At 42.8% G+C, this 23,761-nt stretch carries 31 protein-coding genes and 1 pseudogene; 24 read left to right on the forward strand and 8 right to left on the reverse strand.

Annotated elements, in window-relative coordinates; translation table 11 throughout:
- Positions 1-2: 2 nt before the first annotated feature.
- The 5 genes from MKY93_RS07780 (at position 3) to mtnN (ending at position 3,720) form a co-directional block, all read left to right on the forward strand.
- Entirely contained in the window at positions 3-671 is a 669-nt protein-coding gene (locus tag MKY93_RS07780) for an O-methyltransferase (protein ID WP_340758736.1), read from the forward strand.
- Positions 668-1,303, forward strand: a complete 636-nt coding sequence (gene udk / locus MKY93_RS07785) for a uridine kinase (RefSeq protein WP_009496960.1) — start codon at positions 668-670, stop codon at positions 1,301-1,303. The genes MKY93_RS07780 and udk overlap by 4 nt, the downstream gene beginning before the upstream one ends.
- Before the next feature lie 208 nt (positions 1,304-1,511).
- Positions 1,512-1,988 carry a transcription elongation factor GreA gene (gene greA, locus MKY93_RS07790; RefSeq protein WP_078816518.1) on the forward strand — a complete coding sequence of 159 codons (477 nt, stop codon included), beginning with the start codon at positions 1,512-1,514 and terminating at the stop codon, positions 1,986-1,988.
- Between the two features lie 115 nt (positions 1,989-2,103).
- Positions 2,104-2,766: a DUF1510 family protein gene (locus MKY93_RS07795; RefSeq protein WP_340758737.1), complete on the forward strand. Its 663-nt coding sequence runs from the start codon at positions 2,104-2,106 to the stop codon at positions 2,764-2,766.
- Positions 2,767-3,027: 261 nt separating this feature from the next.
- Complete coding sequence (mtnN, locus tag MKY93_RS07800) at positions 3,028-3,720, forward strand: 5'-methylthioadenosine/S-adenosylhomocysteine nucleosidase (protein WP_009496957.1); 693 nt, start codon at positions 3,028-3,030, stop codon at positions 3,718-3,720.
- 467 nt (positions 3,721-4,187) lie between these two features.
- Here mtnN and sigK read toward each other — a convergent pair whose 3' ends face one another.
- A complete protein-coding gene (gene sigK, locus MKY93_RS07805; protein ID WP_040758142.1) occupies positions 4,188-4,886 on the reverse strand; it encodes an RNA polymerase sporulation sigma factor SigK in 699 nt (232 codons plus the stop codon).
- Between the two features lie 135 nt (positions 4,887-5,021).
- On the opposite strand from sigK, the gene MKY93_RS07810 reads away from it, so the two are divergent.
- The 11 genes from MKY93_RS07810 to MKY93_RS07860 all read left to right on the forward strand — a co-directional run bounded on the left by MKY93_RS07810 (position 5,022) and on the right by MKY93_RS07860 (position 13,633).
- On the forward strand, positions 5,022-5,558 hold the full coding sequence (locus tag MKY93_RS07810) for a YqeG family HAD IIIA-type phosphatase (RefSeq protein ID WP_009496955.1): 537 nt from the start codon (positions 5,022-5,024) through the stop codon (positions 5,556-5,558).
- A gap of 2 nt (positions 5,559-5,560) precedes the next feature.
- Positions 5,561-6,661 carry a ribosome biogenesis GTPase YqeH gene (yqeH, locus tag MKY93_RS07815; protein ID WP_040758141.1) on the forward strand — a complete coding sequence of 367 codons (1,101 nt, stop codon included), beginning with the start codon at positions 5,561-5,563 and terminating at the stop codon, positions 6,659-6,661.
- A gap of 37 nt (positions 6,662-6,698) precedes the next feature.
- Complete coding sequence (gene aroE, locus MKY93_RS07820; protein ID WP_340758738.1) at positions 6,699-7,526, forward strand: shikimate dehydrogenase; 828 nt, start codon at positions 6,699-6,701, stop codon at positions 7,524-7,526.
- A 2-nt stretch (positions 7,527-7,528) separates the two neighbouring features.
- The gene (yhbY, locus tag MKY93_RS07825) at positions 7,529-7,819 is read left to right on the forward strand and encodes a ribosome assembly RNA-binding protein YhbY (RefSeq protein ID WP_009496952.1); all 291 of its coding nucleotides are present in this window, start codon (positions 7,529-7,531) and stop codon (positions 7,817-7,819) included.
- Positions 7,820-7,829: 10 nt separating this feature from the next.
- Positions 7,830-8,414: a nicotinate-nucleotide adenylyltransferase gene (locus MKY93_RS07830; protein ID WP_009496951.1), complete on the forward strand. Its 585-nt coding sequence runs from the start codon at positions 7,830-7,832 to the stop codon at positions 8,412-8,414.
- Complete coding sequence (gene yqeK, locus MKY93_RS07835; protein WP_009496950.1) at positions 8,389-8,961, forward strand: bis(5'-nucleosyl)-tetraphosphatase (symmetrical) YqeK; 573 nt, start codon at positions 8,389-8,391, stop codon at positions 8,959-8,961. The genes MKY93_RS07830 and yqeK overlap by 26 nt, the downstream gene beginning before the upstream one ends.
- Before the next feature lie 3 nt (positions 8,962-8,964).
- A complete protein-coding gene (rsfS, locus tag MKY93_RS07840; protein ID WP_009496949.1) occupies positions 8,965-9,309 on the forward strand; it encodes a ribosome silencing factor in 345 nt (114 codons plus the stop codon).
- Positions 9,306-10,046 (forward strand): class I SAM-dependent DNA methyltransferase, encoded by a 741-nt coding sequence (locus MKY93_RS07845; protein WP_340758739.1) that lies wholly within the window; start codon positions 9,306-9,308, stop codon positions 10,044-10,046. Before rsfS ends, MKY93_RS07845 begins: the two co-directional genes overlap by 4 nt.
- A 107-nt stretch (positions 10,047-10,153) precedes the next feature.
- The gene (locus MKY93_RS07850; RefSeq protein ID WP_009496947.1) at positions 10,154-10,774 is read left to right on the forward strand and encodes a helix-hairpin-helix domain-containing protein; all 621 of its coding nucleotides are present in this window, start codon (positions 10,154-10,156) and stop codon (positions 10,772-10,774) included.
- Between the two features lie 13 nt (positions 10,775-10,787).
- Positions 10,788-11,351 (forward strand): ComE operon protein 2, encoded by a 564-nt coding sequence (locus MKY93_RS07855; RefSeq protein WP_009496946.1) that lies wholly within the window; start codon positions 10,788-10,790, stop codon positions 11,349-11,351.
- Between the two features lie 17 nt (positions 11,352-11,368).
- The gene (locus MKY93_RS07860; protein WP_340758740.1) at positions 11,369-13,633 is read left to right on the forward strand and encodes a DNA internalization-related competence protein ComEC/Rec2; all 2,265 of its coding nucleotides are present in this window, start codon (positions 11,369-11,371) and stop codon (positions 13,631-13,633) included.
- Positions 13,634-13,698: 65 nt separating this feature from the next.
- Here MKY93_RS07860 and MKY93_RS07865 read toward each other — a convergent pair whose 3' ends face one another.
- Positions 13,699-13,833, reverse strand: coding sequence for a YqzM family protein (locus MKY93_RS07865; RefSeq protein ID WP_040758137.1), 135 nt, complete (start codon positions 13,831-13,833; stop codon positions 13,699-13,701).
- A 120-nt stretch (positions 13,834-13,953) separates the two neighbouring features.
- Positions 13,954-14,121, reverse strand: coding sequence for a hypothetical protein (locus MKY93_RS07870; RefSeq protein ID WP_009496943.1), 168 nt, complete (start codon positions 14,119-14,121; stop codon positions 13,954-13,956).
- A 124-nt stretch (positions 14,122-14,245) separates the two neighbouring features.
- Between MKY93_RS07870 and holA the strand changes: the two genes are divergently transcribed.
- A complete protein-coding gene (gene holA / locus MKY93_RS07875; RefSeq protein WP_009496942.1) occupies positions 14,246-15,253 on the forward strand; it encodes a DNA polymerase III subunit delta in 1,008 nt (335 codons plus the stop codon).
- A 45-nt stretch (positions 15,254-15,298) separates the two neighbouring features.
- On the opposite strand, the gene rpsT is transcribed toward holA, so the two are convergent.
- Positions 15,299-15,550, reverse strand: coding sequence for a 30S ribosomal protein S20 (gene rpsT / locus MKY93_RS07880; protein ID WP_009496941.1), 252 nt, complete (start codon positions 15,548-15,550; stop codon positions 15,299-15,301).
- Positions 15,551-15,746: 196 nt separating this feature from the next.
- Between rpsT and gpr the strand changes: the two genes are divergently transcribed.
- The 3 genes from gpr to lepA all read left to right on the forward strand — a co-directional run bounded on the left by gpr (position 15,747) and on the right by lepA (position 19,545).
- The gene (gene gpr, locus MKY93_RS07885; protein ID WP_009496940.1) at positions 15,747-16,784 is read left to right on the forward strand and encodes a GPR endopeptidase; all 1,038 of its coding nucleotides are present in this window, start codon (positions 15,747-15,749) and stop codon (positions 16,782-16,784) included.
- 53 nt (positions 16,785-16,837) lie between these two features.
- Complete coding sequence (gene spoIIP, locus MKY93_RS07890; protein ID WP_050804626.1) at positions 16,838-17,638, forward strand: stage II sporulation protein P; 801 nt, start codon at positions 16,838-16,840, stop codon at positions 17,636-17,638.
- Positions 17,639-17,721: 83 nt separating this feature from the next.
- Entirely contained in the window at positions 17,722-19,545 is a 1,824-nt protein-coding gene (gene lepA, locus MKY93_RS07895) for a translation elongation factor 4 (RefSeq protein ID WP_009496938.1), read from the forward strand.
- Between the two features lie 114 nt (positions 19,546-19,659).
- Here the strand turns inward: lepA and MKY93_RS07900 are convergent, their stop codons facing one another.
- Both MKY93_RS07900 and MKY93_RS07905 read right to left on the reverse strand, forming a co-directional pair.
- Positions 19,660-19,875 (reverse strand): tyrosine-type recombinase/integrase, encoded by a 216-nt coding sequence (locus MKY93_RS07900; RefSeq protein WP_340758741.1) that lies wholly within the window; start codon positions 19,873-19,875, stop codon positions 19,660-19,662.
- Between the two features lie 435 nt (positions 19,876-20,310).
- Positions 20,311-20,688 carry a hypothetical protein gene (locus MKY93_RS07905; RefSeq protein WP_340758742.1) on the reverse strand — a complete coding sequence of 126 codons (378 nt, stop codon included), beginning with the start codon at positions 20,686-20,688 and terminating at the stop codon, positions 20,311-20,313.
- Between the two features lie 407 nt (positions 20,689-21,095).
- Here MKY93_RS07905 and MKY93_RS07910 point away from each other — a divergent pair, with 407 nt between their 5' ends.
- The 4 genes from MKY93_RS07910 to MKY93_RS07925 all read left to right on the forward strand — a co-directional run bounded on the left by MKY93_RS07910 (position 21,096) and on the right by MKY93_RS07925 (position 22,456).
- Entirely contained in the window at positions 21,096-21,287 is a 192-nt protein-coding gene (locus tag MKY93_RS07910; protein ID WP_340758743.1) for a DUF6877 family protein, read from the forward strand.
- A 25-nt stretch (positions 21,288-21,312) separates the two neighbouring features.
- On the forward strand, positions 21,313-21,573 hold the full coding sequence (locus tag MKY93_RS07915) for a hypothetical protein (RefSeq protein ID WP_340758744.1): 261 nt from the start codon (positions 21,313-21,315) through the stop codon (positions 21,571-21,573).
- 303 nt (positions 21,574-21,876) lie between these two features.
- Positions 21,877-22,260, forward strand: a complete 384-nt coding sequence (locus tag MKY93_RS07920; RefSeq protein ID WP_340758745.1) for a hypothetical protein — start codon at positions 21,877-21,879, stop codon at positions 22,258-22,260.
- Positions 22,229-22,456, forward strand: a complete 228-nt coding sequence (locus tag MKY93_RS07925; RefSeq protein WP_009496931.1) for a hypothetical protein — start codon at positions 22,229-22,231, stop codon at positions 22,454-22,456. Before MKY93_RS07920 ends, MKY93_RS07925 begins: the two co-directional genes overlap by 32 nt.
- Here the strand turns inward: MKY93_RS07925 and MKY93_RS07930 are convergent.
- Together MKY93_RS07930 and MKY93_RS07935 are read right to left on the reverse strand one after the other, a co-directional pair.
- A pseudogene (locus MKY93_RS07930) lies at positions 22,453-23,314 on the reverse strand (manganese catalase family protein). The gene MKY93_RS07925 and the pseudogene MKY93_RS07930 overlap by 4 nt on opposite strands.
- A 10-nt stretch (positions 23,315-23,324) precedes the next feature.
- A complete protein-coding gene (locus MKY93_RS07935; RefSeq protein ID WP_340758746.1) occupies positions 23,325-23,744 on the reverse strand; it encodes a helix-turn-helix domain-containing protein in 420 nt (139 codons plus the stop codon).
- Positions 23,745-23,761: the final 17 nt, after the last annotated feature.

Here is a 23,761-nt window from a genome sequence, read left to right on the forward strand (position 1 = left end):
ATATGGCGGATTACAGTGCCTATATTAACGGTTTTGCCAAAGAGAAAAAGCCGCTCATTCTTGAAATGGAGCGCTATGCGGCAGAACACCGCGTACCGATCATGGATGATACAGGTTTGAATACGTTGATTGGACTGCTTCAAATACAGAAGCCAAAAAGAATTCTAGAAATCGGCAGCGCAATTGGCTACTCGGCAATCCGAATAGCTCTAGCGTTTCCTGAGGCGATGATTTATACAATTGAAAGAGACGCGGAACGTTATGCGAAAGCTGTCGAGCATATTGAGCGAAGCGGTTTACAAGAACGTATTCAAATCATCCAGGATGATGCTTTGGAATTTGACGAAAAGAACTTGCCAAAGCAACCATTTGATACCTTGTTCATTGATGCGGCAAAAGGACAATATCAAAAGTTCTTTGAAAAATATAGTCCATTGATCAGCGCAAAAGGTGTAATTTATTGTGATAATATGTTCATGCATGGTATGGTGCTGTTGAAAGATGCAGAAGTACCGAAACGAAATCGCACGATGATTCGCAATCTGCAAAAATTCACTGATTGGGCAATGAACCATGAACGTTATGAGACGTCTCTTCTGCCCATTGGAGATGGAATTTTGATTGCGGTCAGGAAAAACGAATTAGAAAGCAGCAAAGGGGAATCGCTGTGAAGAAAAAGCCTGTTGTGATCGGCATTGCCGGAGGTTCCGGCTCCGGTAAAACGAGTGTCACCAAAAAGATTCATGAAGTGTTTCAAGGTCATTCCGTTGTAGTCATCGAGCAAGATGACTATTACAAAGACCAATCACATTTAGCATTTGAAGAACGGCTGCAAACGAATTATGATCATCCGCTGGCATTCGACACTGATTTATTAATTGAACATATCAACCGGTTATTGGAAAGACAATCGATCCAAGTACCGACATATGATTATACATTGCACACTAGGTCTGCGGAGACGAATTGTGTGGAGTCACAGGACGTGATCATTTTAGAGGGGATTCTCGTGCTCGAGGATGAACGTCTGCGTGATTTAATGGACATTAAATTATTTGTCGATACGGATGCAGATATTCGGATCATCAGAAGATTATTACGCGATATCAATGACCGAGGTCGAAATGTGGATTCGGTCATCGAACAGTACTTATCCGTAGTTAGGCCAATGCATAATCAATTCATTGAACCAACAAAAAAGTATGCCAATATAATCATTCCTGAAGGCGGAGAGAATGCGGTTGCTATCGATTTGATGGTGACTAAAATAAAAACAATTCTTGCTTCTGCAGACGAAGTATAATATGATGATGACATAATTTTAAATTAATTCAACGTAGACCTTGTCGCTATAAGCTATTGGAAGGATGCACGGTCTACTGAAATTCAGTTAGCCTAAACTGAATTGGAGTAAGGTAAACGTAAACAATAATAGTTCCACTATGTCACATACCTGAAGTTGGTGTGGCATAGTATTTTTTATGAACAGAAATTTGAGGAGTGTTGTTTAAATGGTTTCAGAAAAAAAATTCCCTATGACGGTATCGGGTAAACAAAAGTTAGAAGAAGAGCTAGAATATCTTAAGACGGTAAAGCGTAAAGAAGTCGTTGAACGTATCAAAATAGCACGTAGTTATGGCGACCTATCGGAGAATTCCGAGTACGATTCAGCGAAAGAAGACCAAGCATTTGTTGAAGGAAAGATTTCTTCATTGGAATCTATGATTCGCAATGCAGTGATCATCACAGAAGATGAGTTGAACAACGATGAAGTGCAATTAGGCAAAACGGTGACGTTCAAAGAAATTCCAGATGGAGAAGAAGAGACGTACACGATTGTCGGTTCCGCGGAAGCGAATCCTTTGGAAGGACTCATTTCGAATGATTCTCCTATCGCTAAGGGATTGATTGGACGAAAGAAAGATGACAAAGTAAAGATTTTAACTCCCGGCGGCGAAATGTCAGTTGAAATACTCGAGATAAAATGACAAATGTACCGTCTTCTCACTGGCAGAAGACGGTATTGCTTTTTTTGAAACCAATTGGTCGGCTAAAACGTCTGATTGGACAAGAGTATATGCTGTGTTTAAGGAGATGTGATAAATGGCAGATCGAGAACCTAATTTTTCCAGAATGTCACGTAAAAAAGGGAATAAGGCAAATAAGATATTAAACATTTTAATCGGCATCGTTGTATTGCTCATTTTAATTGTCGGCGTCACATTTATTATTGGCGATGACAAGGAAGAAGCAAGCAAAGATCAGAAACAGGAGCCGCAACAGACTAAAGAGGCACCGGATGATAATGTGCTCGTGGAAGAGCAGCCGGATGAAGACGACACAGAAGAAACAAATCCGGATGAAGATACCAATGTGGAGGACGAAGAGGAGGAAGGCGGCAAGATCGTTGACGAATCCGAATCCCTTACCGTCACTCCATCTAATGACAGTGCTGTTAAAGAGACGATAGTGAATTCAAATTGGAAACCAATCGGAACAAAACAAACAGGTGAGCACGTTTCTAAATATGACGGGGAATCTGATGATTGGCACGAGAAAAAAGCAGCGATTTCATACGCCACAGGCCTTCCTGAAGACCAACTGATCTACTGGCGCATCCAAAACGGTGGAAGCCCCCAAAAATCAGAAGGCATCGTCTCAAGTCTGGACAAATCAGAGAAATACAAAGTCTACATAGAATGGGTAGACGGCGAAGGCTGGACACCAGTAAAAATGGATGTTCTGAATACATTGGAGACGAAATAGACCTACACTATTTATTATGAGTGGCTATGGTTTGTTTTTATTTCAATACCAAAAAGCGTTACTAGTTGATTGGAGCGGAGGGCGACTCCAGGGGGATTAACGTGAGCCTTGAGACCCCGCAGGAGTGTAGCGACGAGAGGCTCAAGCCACGCCCCCCGGAAAGCGTCCCGCCCGCAGCGCAAATCAACGATGCCCTGAACATACACAATGTTTTAGGTTTTATTATTTTAATGGAAACAAACTTTCGAAGGAGAGAGAACAATGAAAATAGCTATCGTTGGAGCCATGGAAGAAGAAGTAGAAATACTGCGCCGTGAAATCGGCATTGGGAAAATTACTACTATCGCCAACTGCGAATTCATCGAAGGAAAAGTTGGCAAACATGAAGTCATCGTTACAAAAAGTGGTATTGGTAAAGTAAACGCTGCTATGGCTACGACCATTCTTTTGCAAAACTACAAGCCGGACATCGTACTAAATACAGGTTCAGCAGGCGGTACACATCCCGACCTCGAAGTAGGGACAATTGTAATTTCCGATTACGTCCTTCACCATGACGTAGACGTCACGGCATTTGGCTATGAACTCGGCCAAGTACCTCAACTTCCTGCTACGTTCCCTTCAGATAAGGAATTGATCAATCTGGCAAAGGAAACAGTTACAGAGTTGGATACATACAAGCACGCGGTAGGAACGATTGCGTCTGCTGACGTATTTATGTCTGATGCTGATCGAGTGTTGTCAGTAAAAGAGAAATTTCCGCGAGTCATCGCTGTCGAAATGGAAGCAGCAGCCGTTGCTCAAGTGTGTTATCAATTCAACACAAAATTCGTAGTCATTCGTGCGCTCTCCGATATCGCAGGGAAAGAGTCGTCTATCAGTTTTGATGAATTTTTACCCCTTGCAGCAAAACATTCGTCACAGATTGTTTTACGCGTCATCTCGAAACTTTGATTCGGTTATGGTAAAATTAATTAGTAGACAAAGCATATGATAGTTTCGTCGAAAGGAGGGACAACCGATGGGATTCCTTATGGGTGGTGCATTTGTAGTAACAGCAATTTTGGCGGCAGTAATTTTACGTGAGGTCAAGGCGGACTGACAGCTACCGAAGGCTATATCTTTGTTCAGTGCGTATTTGTACACATGCTGAACAGGATATAAAACCTTATACCTCTCTCTATTTACAGGGCGAGAGGTTCTGCTGAATAAAGATAAACAAAGCGTTTCCGATGTGCAGGGACCCCCGGAACCCCGGGACCCTGGCCAGTGGAAACGCTTTTTAAATTCAAAAGCTGCAAACGCCGTGTAAGAGACGACAGGCATAAGGCTAAACAGCGAAGTGGCGACCTTTGGAACACCCTAGCTGTTTTGACTTATGATCCTAGCCTCTGGCGTTTGCAGCTAGCCGAATCAGAAACTCATTGATACTCATGCTTAAAAGATTGATATAATTTCACAATGGCTCTTTTCTCAATACGAGAAACATAACTACGGGAAATATTCAATTGTTTGGCAATCTCTTTTTGGGTCATTGGTTTGTCGTCGAGCAAGCCATAGCGTCGTTGGATAATCTCCAACTCTCGGGCATCGAGCTTACCCAAATGCTTATACAAGCGCTCTTTTTGCTCGTTCTGTTCAACTGTGGTTTGTGGAGGAATATCATCTGTTTGGAGAAGATCCGCGATTTCTAAGGATTGGCCGTCTTTATCGAGGCCGATGGGTTCATAAAGGGAGACATCTTTCTGGACTTTCTTCTGTGTTCGCAAATACATAAGAATTTCATTTTCGATACAGCGAGCGGCATACGTTGCGAGTTTCGTCTTTCGGTCAGGTGTGAAACTGTTGATTGCTTTCATCAAGCCGATGACGCCTATGGAAATATAATCGTCCAACAACTCATGTTTCGGCTGAAACTTCTTCACGATATGAGCTACTAACCGCATATTGTGTTCAATCAACTCATCGCGCGCACTTTCATCGCCTTCAGCTAATCGTCTCAGGCACTCTGCTTCTTCCTTTTTTGAGAGTGGGCGAAGGAATGCTTGCCCTCTGATATAGCCGAGTAATGCGGGGATCTCTAACCACAATTGCACGACGGCCATGAAAAACCCGCTCATGTGACCACCTCCGATTCTTAATACTTCAACATATGCGAAGATGTAAGGGACTATCACCCGACAAGAAAACCGGGGAATTTAGACATAGGAGTGCGTGTGGAATACGCAACTATGTTATAATCAGACAAGAATTTGATGCAGGGCGGAGAGGATAACGTGTTAAAACATTTTTTACCGAGTGAATATGTCAAATCGGTGTTGCATATCAAGCCGGAAAAGCTTGTGAAACAAGGCATTAAGGGCATCATTACCGATCTGGATAATACACTTGTTGAATGGGACCGTGCAGATGCTACGCAGGATATTATGGCGTGGTTCAAGTCGATGCACGATGCAGGTTTACAAATTACGATTGTTTCCAATAATCATATAGAACGCGTGAGTCATTTTTGTGATCCATTAGGCATTCCGTTTATTTGTGAAGCACGGAAACCACTGAAAAAAGCATTTCATCAAGCAATCGCGACATTAGGATTGCCAAAAGATGAAATTGTGATGATTGGTGACCAGCTGTTGACAGATGTCTTAGGTGCGAACCGGGTCGGTCTGCAGACGATATTGGTCGTTCCTGTAGCAAGCTCTGATGCGCCTATTACGAAATTCAACAGAGCGATTGAACGAAGGATTATGGCAAGGTTTAAAAGAAAAGGATTGATCACGTGGGAGGAGTAAATTTGGAATCGATCAAATGTATTGGATGCGGGATTGCGATCCAGACGACAGATAAAACAGCAGAAGGCTTTGCACCGCCTTCCTCTTTAGAGAAGGAAGATGTCATTTGTCAGCGCTGTTTCAAATTACGAAACTATAATGAATTGCAGCCGGTGTCCTTATCGGGAGATGATTTTTTAGCGATCTTGAACGGTATTGGTGAAAAAGACGGACTGATTGTCAAAGTGGTCGACATCTTCGATTTTAACGGCAGCTGGATCAATGGGCTGCATCGTTTCGTCGGCAAGAAAGACATTTTATTGATTGGCAATAAATCCGATATACTGCCGAAGTCGATCAATCCGAAACGTGTGACCAACTGGATGAAAGCCGAAGCGGCAAAATTAGGATTGAAACCGATCGATGTCCTGCTTGTATCTGCAGTGAAAGGTACAGGGATGTCGGAAGCGCTCGACGCCATCGAGACCTACCGTAAAGGCAAGGACGTCTACGTCGTGGGCTGTACGAATGTCGGGAAGTCCACATTCATCAACCGCATTATAAAAGATGCGACAGGCGTACAGGATGTCATAACAACGTCCTACTTCCCGGGTACAACACTTGATGTTGTGGAGATTCCGTTGGATGACGGCAAGTCCTTAATGGATACACCAGGCATTATTAACGATCATCAAATAGCACATGACCTGGACGCCAAAGACTTGAAACTCATCACACCTAAAAAAGAGTTGAAGCCTAAAGTTTATCAGTTAAATGCTGAGCAAACTTTATTCATTGGTGGTTTGGCTCGCTTTGATTTTATCGCAGGAGATCGTTCGTCATTCAATATCTACGTAGCGAACGGTCTGCCGCTGCATCGGACAAAATTAGAAAATGCGGATGAGCTCTATCTCAATCATTTGGGGGACATGCTGTCTCCGCCGAGTGCGGCTTCACTTGAGAAACTGCCGCCACTCGTTCGTCATGAATTTTCAATTAAAGAAGCGAAGACGGATGTCGTTATTTCAGGTCTTGGCTGGATTACGATTCAGCATGCGGATGTACAGGTAGCTGTGCATGCACCTAAAGGCGTGAATGTGATTATACGACCTTCATTGATTTGAGGTCCGCAAATAGCTTATGAGACGGAAGGGGATAGCAATGAAGAAATGGTATGCTGTTTTAGGCGACCCGATCGCACAATCGATGTCACCGACGATGCATGATCAGTGGTTTGGACAGAGCAATCTGAATGCAACCTATGTGCCGATCCATGTAGAGCCGCAAAATCTTGAGCAGGCGATTCAAAGCTTACGTACGCTCGGCTGCAGTGGATGGAATGTCACGGTGCCGCATAAGCAGGCGATCCTTCCGTTCCTAGATGAAGTGGACGATTCAGCAAAACTCATGGACGCAGTCAACACGGTCTATCAAACAAATGACGGGAAACTGATTGGTACCAACACGGACGGTGCAGGCTTTGTGAGATCGTTGGAAGAGTTTGCGGGAGACGACGGTGTAGATGCACCTGTGCTGATCATAGGAGCTGGAGGTGCGGCGAGAGGAATCGCATTTGCACTGCAATCTGCTGGCTACGGTCCTCTCTATTTTGCAAATCGGACAGCTTCCAAGGCGGCAGAACTGGCTGCACAAATGCGGAATGCGTACGTTTTCTCGATAGAGGAAGCGGAACAACGGCTAGGCAAATTTGGTCTCGTCGTCCAGACGACTTCTGTCGGGATGAATTTTGCGCAGGAAGGTATGCCGTTAAATCCTAAAAACATAGCAAGAGATGCAATAGTGGCGGATATTATTTACAATCCGCTGGAAACAGAATTTCTACAGGCGGCAGAACAAGCAGGCGCGCGTATTATGAACGGTGTCGGGATGTTTGTACACCAAGGTGCCCTCGCTTTTGAAAAATGGACAGGCGTCTATCCCGATACGAAAAAAATGATTGAAACGATTACAATGAAAGTTGGCGGGTAAACATGTTAACAGGTAAACAAAAAAGATTTTTGCGCAGTGAAGCACATCATTTGCAACCATTATTCCAAATTGGGAAAAGTGGTTTGACAGAAGCGATACTGGCGCAAATTGATGAAGCGCTGGAAGCACGTGAACTATTGAAAGTCAGCGTCCTTCAAAATTGTGAGGAGGACAAGAACGAAATAGCAGAACGAATTGGCGCGTTCAAAGGAATCGAAGTAGTGCAAGTCATTGGTAATATCATCGTCTTGTACAGAGAATCGAAAGAGAAGAAACGCATACTACTACCATAAGGAGAGTCGGATGAAACGAATCGGCATTTTAGGTGGAACATTCAACCCGCCTCATACAGGGCATTTGTTGATTGCAAACGAAGTACGGTATGCAGGTGATCTAGACGAAGTGTGGCTGATGCCGACTGCGGTTCCTCCCCATAAAACTGCGGCTGGAGACGCTACAGCGGAGCAACGTTTGCACATGGTAAAATTGGCAGTTGATGAGATAGAAGGATTGCGTGCTTCGTCTTTTGAGATTGAGCGCGGCGGTGTATCTTACACATACGATACGATGTCGCAATTGATCCAAGATGAACCGCAACATGAATTTTATTTCATCATCGGTGGCGATATGATCGATCAGTTGCCGACGTGGTACAAAATTGACGAGCTGCTGCAAATCATCAAGTTTATCGGCGTGAAGCGTCCTGGCGCCGTGAGTGCATCTGATTTTCCGGTCCAAATGGTGGAGACGCCACAGCTTGATTTATCTTCTACTTTGATCCGCCAACGCTTTTTAGAGGGAGGAACAGTTCAATTGCTGCTCCCTCCTGCTGTCGAGGCATACATTCGAGAGGAGAGATTATATGGATCTTCAACAAGTTCGAAATGATCTGAAGCAGCGTTTACCGCAAGAACGCTATGAACATGTCCTGCGTGTAACTGCGACTGCTGTGGAGTTAGCCAAAGAGGTAGGCGTGTCGGTAGAAAAAGCAGAAATCGCCGGACTATTCCATGATTACGCTAAGTTCATGGATAAAGAGGAATTACATGATTTATTGAAACAAGATCAAGAGTATGATTTGTATTCACAATATCATGCCGAGTTATGGCATGCGCCAGTAGGAGCATTGCTTGCAAAAGAGCGATATGGAGTAGAAGATGAGGACGTTCTTCAAGCGATTCGTTTTCATACGACAGGTCGGGCAGGAATGTCACCTTTAGAGAAAGTCATCTATATTGCAGATTTAATCGAACCGGGCAGGAAGTTTCCTGGGATCGAAGACTTACGGAAACGCATCAACGGTCAATCATTAGAAGATCAAATGACGGAGTGTATTCAACATACACTTAAATTTTTAGTTCATCAGTACGCAGTCATTTTCCCTTATTCATTTGATTGCTATAATGAACATGTACGCAGAAGAAAGGAACAGTGAAATATGCCAACTTTATTGGAATTAGCTTATCAAGCAGTAGATAGTAAAAAAGCAGAGGATATTGTCGTGTTGAATATGGAGGGCATTTCATTAATAGCCGACCAATTCATCATTTGCCACGCAAACTCTGAGCGACAAGTACAAGCGATCGCGCGCGAAGTCGTAGATCAGGCAGCAAAAGAAGGTTTTACTGTCAAGCGGATGGAAGGATTTGATTCTGGACGCTGGATATTGGTCGACTTATTGGATGTAGTTGTACACGTATTCCACAAAGAAGAACGCGGCTTCTATAATCTTGAAAAACTTTGGGGAGACGCGCCGTTATTAAACGTGGCAAATGAACAATGAGTTCTTCCTATCAAGAGTTCGCTCATATTTATGACGAATTAATGAATGATATCCCATATGACGCCTACATCGATTTGCTCGATTTGGCGTCTACTGGCGTTGTGGGGAAAAAAGTTTTGGATATTGGCTGCGGTACGGGTTTGTTGTCCGCGATGCTATCAAAAAAGGGTGCGAGTGTCACTGGTGTCGATCTATCCGCAGATATGTTGGAAGTTGCTTCGAACCGTGCCAGGTCGCTTGGGCTCGATATTGAATTCATTCAGCAGCCAATGCAACAACTGGAAGTGGAAGATACATACGATATTGCGGTCATTTCGATTGATTCGTTAAATTATGTCATCTCTCAAACTGATGTAAGAGAAACATTCCGCCGAATTTATAAAGCGCTTGGCAAGGATGGCGTCTTGCTGTTTGACGTTCATTCGATTTTCAAAATGGATGAAATCTTCTTGGAAGGGCCGTTTGTTTTTGATGATCAGCGCATCACATATATGTGGCAAACTGCTCCTGGTGACGAAGAGCATTCTATTTATTCGCAGCTTGCATTTTTTGTCAGACAGGAAAATGGATTGTTCAAACGATTTGACGAAGTACATATGCAGCGCACGTTCTCGGTTACCAAGTATGTTGGGATGCTCAATGATGCCGGCTTCCAGATCGAAAGGATTTTTGCAGATTGGGAAGATGAACCGCCGACGGATGAAAGTGAAAGAGTATTCTTTCAAGTGCGTAAATAACTCTTCCAAAGTTTGAGAAAATCGTTTATAGTTAAGGGGACTCCATACGGTGCTGAAAGAAAGGATGCTGAACTATCCGTTCATTCATTACCGAAAAATGGCGTAAATTGATCATTCCTATTGCAGCACTCGCTGTACTTTCCTTCGTTCTGTTCTTTCCCCGAGAACAAATGGATTCAGTATCCGTAGAACAAGGACAATCCCTTTTTGAAACGTTAGAAGTTGTTGAACCAATTGAAGAAGTCGTACCACCTGTTGAATTAGTGGCAGAAGCAGTGTCTGTTGCGATTTTGGTTGATGTTAAAGGTGCTGTGAAACATCCAGGTCTCTATTCTTTGCAAGAAGGAGATCGTTTGCTTGATGCTGTGCAAAAAGCAGGCGGTTATACGGAGGAAGCAGATACTCGTTTATTGAACCATGCACAGAAATTGTTGGACGAGTCAGTGGTCTATGTACCCGTTGCGGGAGAAGAACCGCCCGCCTATTCGCAGCCCGCGGCAACTGCGGTTTCCGCTACTGGCGGCACACAGACAGCACAGGTGAATATCAATACAGCCAATGAAACGGAATTTCAAACGCTGCCTGGCGTAGGTCCGTCAAAAGCGGCAGCAATCGTCCAATACAGAGAAGAGCATGGTGCTTTTAAGCAATTGGACGATTTGAAAAATGTCTCAGGAATTGGCGATAAAACATTTGAGAAATTAGAATCATCTATAACACTTAATTGATGGAGGCGACCGTATGGAGCGAATTACTTGGGACCAGTTCTTCATGGCGCAAAGTCATTTGCTGGCGATGCGCAGCACATGTACCAGGCTTTCAGTCGGGTCCATCTTGGTGCGCGATCAACGAATTATTGCAGGGGGTTACAACGGATCAATATCTGGTGGTGACCACTGTATTGAGCATGGATGCTATGTGGTAGATAATCATTGTGTGCGGACGATCCACTCTGAGATGAATGCCTTGCTGCAATGTGCGAAATATGGCATACCAGTTGCGGGAGCATCGATCTATGTGACACATTTTCCTTGTTTGCAGTGCAGTAAGGCATTGATTCAAGCGGGGATTCAGCGTGTCAACTATGCAACGGATTATCGCAACAGCGAATATGCCTTGGAGCTATTTGAGCAAGCTGGAGTAGAAATTGAAAAAGTTCCGTTTGATGAACGTTCGATCGACTTCGCGAGTGAAGATAAGTTTGCTTTGTTCAGTGAAATGTTGACAAAAATGCAAGCGCTTGGCGCCGACGATGAAGAATTGGATGCCCTTTCGCAAAGGGTGAATCATTTATTTGGCAACTGATCCGATCGATACGATGGATGTATATAGCGATCCTTATAGCGATTTCTGCATTTGCAGCTGAGCTCTCAGGGTCGCTTTTATTACTGAATTTATTATTCCTCATTCCATTCCTCTTTTTGCGCAGAGATTTTCTGCATCTCATTCTTTGCACTGCCACTGTATTTCTTTCATTTTATTATTTCTCCCATAAGACATCATCTCTTCCAGACCACTCTTCAACTGTTATTTTTCAATGGAAAGATCAAGCGAAAATAGATGGCGGCAAAGTAAAAGGTTTCGCACGTTTGGTAGATGGCACGGTTGTGTATCTGATGTATCCATTTGAGTCAGAACATGAGAAGGAACGTTTCCAGTCGATAAATTTGGCAGCTTACCAATTTACTGCCGCGGTGCAGCAAAAAGATTCGGAACCAGCGGCGCATCCGTATGCGTTTGATATGCAGCGCTATTTACGAATGAATGGGGCTGCAGGTATTCTAGAAGTGACAGAACTTCAATCAGGAGAACGTTTGTCCACTGTCCGCTCAAGATTATCCTATTATCGACATGATATAAAAAAGCATATTGAGATGAATTTTCCACAGTCACTCGTTACAGAAGCGGAAGCTTTGCTGATAGGCGATCGTTCAGGTATGACGGAAGCGGTGCAAAAAGAATATCGGACACTCGGGATCACACATTTATTTGCCATTTCAGGGCTGCATGTAGGATTGCTGACTTTTTTCATCCGGGAAATTTTGCTGCGTCTTGGTTTTCGCAAGGAATGGGTGACGTATTGTCTGTTGATCTTTCTTCCTATCTATGCGTGTATTGCGGGTGGGGCTCCTTCGGTATGGCGTGCAGTGACAGTGACAATGATTCTCTTGCTCGCTGCATCGGGGAGGCTGAAGCTGCGCCTCGATGATGCGCTTGCATTGAGTGCGATGGGTTTTATTTGGTTGCAGCCGTTTATTGTCTTTCAGCCAGGTTTCCAACTTTCTTATTTAGCCGCATTTTCGCTGCTCTATTCATCTAAGATTCTCATAAATGCAAAAAACAGCTTGCATATCTCGTTTTTAGTGACGGTCATCACGCAAGTGGCATTGTATCCTGTGCTCTTATACCATTTTTTCGAACTGTCGATTTCTTCGTTTGTGGCCAATTTACTTTATGTACCGCTGTATTCTGTCGTCATTCTGCCTGCAAATCTCGTTCTGCTTGCTTGCAGCTACTTGTTACCTCCTTTGTCAAACACACTCTTCATTGTGTATGAACCATTTCGCCAATGGATTGGAAGTATGACGTCTTGGTTCGCTTCATTGCCTTGTCAGGTCTGGACTCCCGGACAACCGGACGGAATCGGTGCAGCTTTGGCCGTGGTAGGTATTTTACTGTTTTTGGTCTGTCTTGAAAGGAAGAAATCGATTGTTTTTGGCGTGATTTGCTTGCTCATGCCAGCGGTTTATTTAGAATTCAAGCCGATATTGCATACAGATGTTATTGTTTCGTACGTAGATGTCGGGCAAGGGGACAGCACGATCATTGAAATGCCTTTTCGGAAAGCAGTTTATGTAATCGACACAGGGGGAGTGATTCATTTTGGCGAGAAGAATTGGAAGACGCCTGAACAGTCATTCGAAGTCGGCAGGAACATTGTCGTTGCGTATCTGAAGGCGAAAGGCATCACGACGATCGATAAGTTGATCATTACACATGCAGACCTCGATCATATGGAAGGAGCGGATGAAGTTTTAGAGGAACTACGGGTACGGAAAATTCATATTCCACCCGGGAGCGAGCGAGAGAAAACGATGGATGAAGTGCTGCGATTGGCGAAGCAGAAAAATGTCCCGGTTCAGTTGGTTGGTGAAGGGGCGCATTGGAAACTCGGGACTTATCATTTTCAATACCTTGCACCTGAAGAAAGAGAATATGATGGGAATGATAGCTCGTTAGTGATGATGATGGTAACAGAAGACTTGTCATTTATCTTTCCTGGAGATTTAGAGTCGGATGGAGAGCAGCGATTTTTGCGCAGATATCCAACAACGGATTTTGGTCGAGTAGTTTTAAAAGCCGGGCATCACGGCAGCAAAACATCGAGTACTGAGCCGTTCATTCGTTTCTTAGAACCGGAATTCGTCGTAATTTCTGCAGGTAGAAATAGCCGTTACGGACATCCGCATGCCGAAGTAGTTGAGCGGTTTGATGAACATGGAATTCCATATTGGTCAACAGCGGAGAGAGGTACAATCGAAATTCGAGTGAAAGGTCAGTCATACAGTGTTTCTTCCAGTCGATAGAATCCTTAAAATGCAAATAGACACAGCCGCCAAGAGACGGTTGTGTCTATTTTATCCAATATTGATTAGCGGGCGACGATATCGATGATCGTAGCAACAACAAAAATTGCAGAAAAACCGATAAACGATACTATAAAGCCGATGCCTGAATCAATCGCGTCATTCCGTTTTGATTGGACATCATGTTCAAATTCATTCATTGCTACACCTCCTAATTCCATACTAAGTATAGAGGAAAGTGAAAGAAAAATCCATAAAAATTGCAGTTTAATGGCGGTTCATTGACGGATGACACAATTTGTTCAAAGACTGTATGGCTTTTATCCGTAGTATTTATCCTTTTCAGCAGTTTCTCGATGGTTCGGTGTCATCGGTTCATGTTTTGGCTGTAAGTGACCCAGTTCAGTCAGCTCGTTTGAAATTTCTTCTCTTTCATTCGTTTTAGCTGGTGCACGATGGTCTGTTTTCTTTCGTTTGTTTTCTGTCATCAATAAAACCTCCTTTTGAAGTTAGTATGGAGAACGTATTGATTTTAATGTATAGTGGACAAAGGTTTTTGCGTAAAGCTTTTTACGTTATACTAAAAGATAGTTGTCAATCGAGGTGAAGAACATGGTCACAAAAATATGGAATGAGATTGAAAAAGGTAAGATCCAGTCCGTTTATCTGTTAACCGGGACGGAACAGCATTTGATTGATGAAACAGTGAAAAGGTTAATCCGTGCGGTGCCGGGAATGACTTCTTCTGAAGTGAATCGTTTTGACCTGGAAGAGCTTCCGATTCAGGCGGTGCTCGAAGTAGCGGATGAACTGCCTTTTTTAGTCGAACATAAATTAATTGTTGCGAAGAACTGTTCATTTTTGAAAGCTACCGATAACTCGAAAGAGAAACAACCGCATCAACTGGAATTATTGGAAAAGTGGTTGGAGAATCCATCTCCTACTGCGACGGTCGTCTTTGTGGCGCCTTATGAAAAGCTCGATGCGCGCAAAAAAATCACTAAGAAGATTAAGAAGCATGCCGTTGTAGTGGAAGCGGAGACGCTGCAAGGTCAGGATCTGACCACTTGGATTATGCAGCAAGGAACAGACAAAGGAATTAAAATTGATAAAAAAGAAGCTGCTTTTCTACTTGAAATGGCGGGTACAGATTTGCTGACGTTATCGACGGAAGTGGAGAAATTGGCCGCATACTTGTCTTTTGATGGGATAGTGACGATTGAAATGATCGAACAACTGGTGGCGCGGACTCCTGAAATGGATGTATTTCGTCTGACTGATTCGTTTGTAAATGGCAGAAAATCGGAATCACTATCGGTTTATCACGACTTGCTTCGTAACGGAGAAGAGCCTATTATGCTGGCGTCATTGATTGCAAGCCAAGTCCGTCTAATGATTCATATAGTGAATTTGCGTAAAAAAGGCTATCAGCAACAGCAAATTGCTACTACGCTTCACGTTCATCCGTATCGGGTCAAACTGATGATGCAGAGAAATCTGCCTACTTTGCAGATCCTTTTAAAGGCATTGGATGATTTAGCGACAATCGATCTTCAATTGAAGACGACAAGCGGCAATCGGCAGAGAAGATTGGAATTGTTTTTACTGAACGGATTATAATAAAGAAAAAAAGACTGCCCACATAGGCAGTCTTTTAACAGTTCATTATTGAGCTTTTTTAGTTAAGCGTGATTTTTGACGAGCAGCAGTGTTTTTATGGATAAGACCTTTACGGGCAGCAGTATCCACTTTTTTCACAGCGTCTTTCAAAAGCGCCTGTGCGTTCTCTTCGTTATTAATTAGAGCAGCGTCCGCTTTACGGATTGCTGTACGCATAGCAGCTTTGACATGAGAGTTTTGCTCATTAGCAGCGCTACTTTGTTTCACGCGTTTAATTGCACCTTTAATGTTTGGCATTTCATTCACCTCCAGCTTTCAGGTAAGGCAAGAGTGTTTCCACAATCATCCGGACATCTCTTTACAACAAGCATAATTTTAACAAAGCTTCTGTTAGATTGCAAGAAAAAAAGGTAAAGCTTATTGGCTTTACAGCAATTACTTTTAGAATAAACGTCCGGATTTTGCACAAGCTTCAAGTAAAGAGGTGAAGACAATGGACAAGATCAATTACTATCGGACCGATTTGATCGATGAGAGTGATGAATTTGTCAAGCATCAATCGGATCGTGAAGAAAATAAACTAAAGAAAATGTCAGGCATTAAAGTAGAAGAACAAGTGATCGGAAGGATAAAATCCACCACCGTAAAAGTTACTGCTGAAGGGCAAGAAGAGATTGGGAAAGCAAAAGGAACATACGTTACGCTGACCATTCCAACGCTCGCTGTCCATGAAACGGATGAATTACAAAAGCTCTGCAAACTGGTTGTAGAAAAAATGGACGCTTTGATCAAGGAAAAAGTGCAAGGAAAAGTCGGGAAGCTGTTATTTGTCGGACTAGGCAATCCGGATATCACCCCTGACGCAGTAGGACCAATCACGATGGATTCTGTGAAGGAAATCATTCCGGACTATTATGAAGCGGATGATAGTGGTGTAATGGTTTATGCACCGGGTGTTACGATTCAGACGGGACTCGAAACAGCTTCTTTTGTCAAAGCGATTGTGGACGAAGGGAAACCTGATGTCTTAATTGTCGTGGATGCGCTGGCTGCTAGGAGCAGTTCACGTCTATGCCGTACGATTCAGTTGACAGATACCGGCATCCATCCGGGCTCTGGAGTAGGAAATAGCAGGAAAGAGCTTTCGGAACAAAGTCTTGGGATCCCTGTCATTGCGATCGGTGTCCCGACTGTTGTGGATGGTCCGGTGCTCGTAGCGGACGCAATTGATACAATGTTCGGTTATATTGCTGCGAAAATCGAGGAGGAAGGCATGCCGTCGTCTAAGCTTGCGACTGGTCGTTTTCCACAGCGGTCGACGAAAGATGCAGACCGTACTTCATTGGCACCTATATTTGGAGATTGGTCTTCTTGGACGCATGATGAGCGTATTCAATTATTTGAAGAAGTACTTACGAGTCAAGAACTGTCTACATTTATTTCGCCAAAAGAAATTGACTCGTGGGTAGCGCAATATGCCTCTGCCCTGTCGTCTTCTTTGATGGACTGGGTCCATAAAGTAAAAGCCTAGTCCAGTCATGGTCCTTTTTTCTTCTGCATAGAGTGGAAGATGGAGGGATCATAATGAAAAAAACTTTAAAAATCTGGATGAGCATCATTTTTCTATTGTTCATCTTCCCTGTAGTTCTGCAGTTCCTACCCAAACAGTCCAATATTCCATCCACCCTCTCTTTGAAGGAGCCCAGCATGATTGTCTACGCATCCAATGTGCTAGAGGAAGACATTCAGCCGAAAGCAGAAGGCAATGTCCTCATTTATTCTACCCATTCTCATGAAGCGTACGAACCTATTACTAAAGCGGTCGATGGAAAAGTGGCAGCCTCTCATCATTCAGAAAATATTGTAAAAGTAGGCGGCAAACTGAAAGATAACTTACTTGTTAATGGAGTGACGGCCGAACAGCTGGATATCGATATTGTGAAAATTATGCAACAAAAGAAAATTCCCTATCACCGCTCTTATGCGGCCATCCGTCCCTATGTTGAGGAAAAAGTGAAGAGTAAATCATACGACTTGGTTATTGATCTGCATCGAGATTCTTTAGGACCTTCAAGGACGACAATTACACATAACAACCAACGATATGCAAAGGTCGCGTTTGTTGTCGGAAGGGATCATCCGTTTTTCGAAAAAAACTTAACTAAGGCAAAACAATTAAAAAGTGAAATGGATAAGCGAGTACCCGGAATTACAAGGGAGATTATTGTTAAAGGCGGCCGTGGAGTAGATGGCAAATACAATCAGGATTTGGACACGAGCATGATCTTGGTCGAGCTTGGCGGTGTGGGAAATAACGAAGCAGAGCTAAATCAGACAGTTTCGATTATTGGAGAATCCGTATCTGCTTTACTGACTGTGCAATAATCTTTCAAATATTGAAGTCTGCACGGTTCACTGCTATAATTCAATTAGTCTAAATAGGTTCGTAAACGTAGGAGTGAACAGGGATGAATCAAGAACAAAGATTGGCACGTCAAAAGAATATACGAAATTTTTCTATTATCGCCCATATCGACCACGGGAAATCGACGCTGGCTGATCGGATTTTGGAGAAAACAGAAACAGTAAGCTCACGAAAAATGAAATCACAAACATTGGATTCCATGGACTTGGAACGTGAGCGCGGCATCACGATTAAATTGAATGCCGTCCAATTGACATACAACGCTAAAGATGGAGAAGAATATACCTTTCATCTAATTGACACACCAGGACACGTCGACTTTACCTATGAGGTATCGAGAAGTTTGGCTGCCTGTGAAGGTGCAATCCTAGTAGTGGACTCCGCTCAAGGAATCGAAGCTCAGACATTGGCAAACGTCTATCTGGCACTCGACAATGACTTGGAAATTTTACCCGTTATTAATAAAATCGATCTTCCGGCTGCTGATCCAGAGCGTGTCAAACAAGAGATTGAAGATGTTATCGGACTCGATGCGTCTGAAGCAGTTCTTGCATCAGCAAAAGCTGGTATCGGTATCGAAGAGATCCTTGAGCAAATCGTCGAAAAAGTACCTGCACCACAAGGAGATCCTGATGCTCCATTGAAAGCGCTAATCTTTGACTCTCACTATGATCAATATAAAGGCGTCATCGTCAATATCCGGATTGTTGAAGGAAGAGTAAAGCCTGGCGATAAAATTCGGATGATGGCGACAGGGAAAGAATTTGAAGTCATTGAGACGGGTGTCTTTACGCCCACTATTTCCCCACGAGAAGAATTAACAGTTGGAGACGTCGGGTTTTTATCGGCGTCCATTAAAAATGTAGGGGATACACGCGTAGGGGACACGGTCACAATTGTTGACAATCCTGCAAGTGAGCCGTTGCCAGGTTATCGTCGGATGAATCCGATGGTTTTCTGCGGTCTTTATCCAATTGACACATCAAAATACAATGATTTACGTGAGGCTCTTGAAAAGCTGGAGCTTAATGACTCTGCCCTCGAATATGAAGCGGAGACTTCACAAGCACTTGGATTCGGTTACCGCTGTGGTTTCCTAGGTTTACTGCATATGGAAATCATCCAGGAACGGATCGAGCGCGAATTTAAAATCGACTTGATCACGACGGCACCAAGTGTTATCTATAAAGTCAATTTGACAGATGGTTCTTCCATTAATGTAGATAACCCATCCATGATGCCGAGCGCACAAAAAGTCGACTTCGTAGAAGAGCCATACGTCAAAGCTTCCATTATGGTACCGAATGATTATGTAGGAGCTGTAATGGAATTATGCCAGCACAAGCGCGGCGACTTCATTACGATGGATTATATGGACAGCACTCGCGTCAATGTGATTTATGAGCTTCCATTGGCTGAGATTGTTTATGACTTTTTTGATCAATTAAAATCGAGCACGAAAGGTTATGCATCTCTTGACTACGAGCTAATCGGCTATAAACGTTCGAAACTCGTGAAAATGGATATCCTGTTGAACGGCGAACAAGTCGATGCTTTGAGTTTTATCGTCCATAATGATTTCAGTTATGAACGCGGCAAAGCAATCGTAGAAAAGTTGAAGTCCTTAATTCCAAGACAGCAATTTGAAGTGCCGGTACAGGCAGCGATTGGTCAAAAGATCGTTGCACGTTCGACAATCAAATCAATGGGTAAGAACGTTTTAGCCAAGTGTTACGGTGGAGATATTTCACGTAAACGTAAACTTCTTGAGAAACAAAAAGAAGGTAAGAAGAAGATGAAGCAAGTGGGCTCTGTAGAAGTTCCGCAAGAAGCATTCATGGCGGTACTGAAGATGGATGAGGATTAACTAGCGTAGGTATGCGATTTGTATATTGTGTGGGTTGTTAATATAAATGATTTGCCACCGTGTTGCCATCATATTAAAAATACGGTGGCAGTGCAAAATAGTGAAAACTGTGTTTCATTTTAAAGCTTGCATGAATTGTTCAAAGATATCAATCGTTTCAGTTTGCATCTTTTGCGTTAAGTGTGAATAGGTGCCGATGGTAATGGCTGATCTACTATGACCGAGTCTTGCTTGGATAACTTTCACCTTTGCACTATTTTCCATGAGTATTGTTACATGGGTATGAAGCAGTGTATGGAAGTTGAAATCAATACTTGGAGTATCTTGCATCTCCCGGGTATTATATTTAATGACACTAGCGTGATAATGCTACCACATTTTTTCACTCAGACATGTTTGATTTTGTATAATGGGCACCGTACTTAAGCTGATTTTTCTGAATCCAAGTGCGGTGTTTTTTTAATGTCTGGACGATTATAGTGCTCAATGAAATCTGACGTTCAGATGATATCGTCTTAGTTGTGTCGAATACCCACTGACTGTTTTCGTTGATCATAGCTTGCTCTACATGTAATGACCTCTCGCTAACTCGATATGTCCCCGCAAGCCCACACTTCACTCACCTGCAAACCTGTATGCAGTCCAAGATGGAAAGGAAAGTATAGCGGATGATCTTCTTTCAACTGCTCGCTAATCTTCTTTAAGTCCTCTATCGGTAAAATCTTTAATTCCTTCTCAGAACGCTTTCTTTCGTCATAAGATGGATTAATCTTTGTTTAAGCCCCATGGATGCACAGCGCGTCGTAGTGCGTGGTTAACGACATTTCCAAAGATACTCAATGACTTTTTGGCATAACTTTCTCTATATAAATCATTCGCAAATTGTTGCAAGATAGCGTGAGTCAAAGACCGCAACCGAAACCGGAACTTTCCAATTGCCGACTTAATTTGAAAACGAATAGCCTTTTCAAAGTTCAGCTGCGTATTATCCTTAAGATTCACTTCTGTGTATCCTTTGAACCGGTAATCCATAAAGTCTGCAACGGTCAATGTAGTTGGCTCGAAATACATACCCGTGTTTTCATATTCTGTTATTGCTTGTCTCGATGCTCGCTCTGTTTCTTTCTTGTCAGGCACTACCACGCGTTCTATCCTTTACCGTTTGCCATCCGCCATGCCCAAGTCAAAATAATAGAAACAGTTTTTACCTCTATTACATAGTCATCCATGCATGATTTCCGCTTCCTTAAAATTATTCAAATAAACAAATGATTAAAATTTCTTCCCCGCTTTCAATATTTGTAGGAACAGCAATACATAGTGTTGGACGGGCGTGTCGGCTCACTGGAAGACACCATGCGGATTGATGGTGTTCACCAGGACAAAAGATTAACCATAAAGGGAAACGAAAGGTCATGGAATGTTTACGCTAAAATCTCATGACAAACAGACCGCAAAGCGCGGTCTACACTCACCATTTGGTGTAATTACAGTCTCAGCAAGTAAGGCTATTAATAAACATAGTAAATTTTGGATAACAGGAGAAGAGCATGAGCAAAAATTCGATTTATGAAATCAACAACATGCGGGAGCAGTTGCCGTTAGAGGTGTTTCAAGACATACACATACACATACACATAGATGATTGGCGTGCTAGCGGCGGCAATCATGATGATCAGTATGTTTGGCAACAGTTGAGATATGCGGAAAATATAGTGGGGAGGAATCAGGATGAACAGTGAAGAGTTTTATATGAGGAGGACATACATGAATGTACACCCAAGTCTCTTAAAAAACGTCGTAGTTGTGCACGAGGAAACTACATCGAAACGTCAAGAGTTAGAGTTTCCTTCAAATAGTGAAACGATCATAACCGATAGGGACATGTTGTTGGTACAGATTGACCATGCGTTGGATTTGTGGGGACGCAGATCGTTTTATGCAGCTGACCAATGCGTTAAAAGGAACGAAGGTTTTGGTATGACAACTGAAACGAATGCGGCACGGTTGCAGGAGGTAGTGCGTTAGGTCGAATCGATGAAACTATCGTTAAATGACTTGAGATGGCTCATCCAGCAAGCAGAACGAGCGCAGGATGTGGAAATGCTAAATGAATCCCTGTGGAAGAATCAAGAGGAAACTGTCAAGCGGCTTTAAATTATAAACGGGAAAACGCCTGTCTGCGGGAATTGGTAAAGATATTGAAACTACTTGCTACACATTGCGACACTGATGGAAGAACGATACAACCTTACGAAATCATTGATGTAATAAATGAGTTTATGGCAGGTGAAATAAGTGGTCAGCGTTAGGTATGAGCCATTCTACGTATTGTTAGAGGATGCGACAGTCAAGTGGAAGTGGAAAGTGAGCGAGCTGTTCCGTTTCCGGCAGATGTGGAATGCTGGCGCTGATAACAGTGAGCCGCCGAAGGAATTTAAGACGAATAAGCGCAACATTGCGCTCGTTGTGATGGATCAGGCAGAGCGGGGCAAATTGAGCAGCGGCGGTTTGGGTTGTTTGGAAACTAAAAATCGGGGAGTGATCGGAATGGAAAATGTAAATGTGTATCAATTAGAAGTGCAAGCCGTTTATTGCATTATCGATGGAGTATTAAGACATAAAAAAGACAGGATTTCTCCCATCATGGCTGACATTAGTATAACACATAAGGAGGGGTCCTTTGGGTGTTATTCAAGAAGATGTATACGTTAAGAGAGCAGGCAAGTTTGTAAAAGTGAAAAACGCGGTTTATCGAGTGATGGATAAGTTCATAGATGAGTCGGACAAGCCGGGAGAGGGATTCGGGAAGCAAATCTTCAACTGGCAGGATGATAAGCCGTTGTTTTATGAAGTTAGTTATACAAAAAGATTAAAATCAGTCCCTCGAATAGGGACTGACCTCACTTAATTATTCATGTCTTGTATACCAGGGCTGTGCTCATTAGGCATGTCAGGCATAAGTGGGACCGGGAAGCCAGCTGGTGGAGGGGTTACGTTAAGTTCTTCCTTATTTCTACTAGGAGACTGGCCTTGGAAAACTTCACCGATTCTAGTCGGGTCTAATCTGAAATTGAATTGTGCATTATGATAACCTAATTCAACATATTTTCTACATTCAGGATATTTATTAATATCGTAATTCGGGACTGGGAAAAGCTTGCCCCATTCAACGCCTAGAGTTTCCAACGCTTTAGCGAATGCATTTTGATGTGCATTATCTCTGACAATAAGAAACGCTAAAGTTTCACGGAAAGTTTTATTGGAGCTCATTTCATAAATTCGAGTTTTTTGTAAGACGCCAGTTGATTCCAATACTAGGTTATCAAGCAAATCACCAATCAAATTGCCGTGGCTATAAACCCAAGAACCGTTCCAAGGATTTCCTGCGGCGTCAACGGGAAGAGAAGCTTGAGCGCCCATGATGAAATGATGAGGATTTGCGTGTCTTACCGCATCTTCTAGTGGTGCATGATCTCTTCCGCTATTACCTGGTAAATCGGTATCACCAGAGCCATTTAGTAATTGATTGATTGTATTTTGCACAAGCTCAACATGAGCGATTTCTTCCAATAAATACACCGCGGAGTAAATCTCGATATTGTGTGTCTTTTCCGCGGAAATTAGAACTTTGAAAGAAGTACTGCATCATGGTTCTCATTTCTCCATAATGACCTCCTAGAATTTCCTGCAGTACCTTCGCAGCTGCAGGGTCTGGTTGATCGGGAGGAGTGATAGGGTTAATCAATTCTTCTTTGTAGTAATACAAATTTAGCACCTCATTTATTGTTTGTAATACTCAGTATCAGACAAAATGAAAAAAATATTCTTATTTTATAAAAGTCTACTGGAAAAACCGGGGACAACATTTGATTGCAGCATGGCGCTGCGTCATTTGTTGTCCTCTTTTTTATTTCGCAAAAAGGGAGTGAGGTCATATGAAGTGCTGTTTCATTTAAAGAAATACCTGTCCTTTTCATAAAGCTATGTACATCAAGCTTGAATTGAAAAGAGTAAACTTCCTTACTTTTCTTTCTAAATACTCCTTTAACACCATACTTCTCGTAAGACTTCCCCCAATTTCTAATTTGTATATCAACCTTCACGCCATATTTTTTGGCTAATGTCTTATATCTAGAATTACCATCAAGATATTCATGAATAATTATCCTCTTATAATCATTTCTATACTTAGCCATAATAAAACACCCCAAAA

It is taken from the genome of Sporosarcina sp. FSL W7-1283 (assembly GCF_038003105.1).
In the GTDB taxonomy this organism is placed as follows: Bacteria; Bacillota; Bacilli; order Bacillales_A; family Planococcaceae; genus Sporosarcina; species Sporosarcina newyorkensis.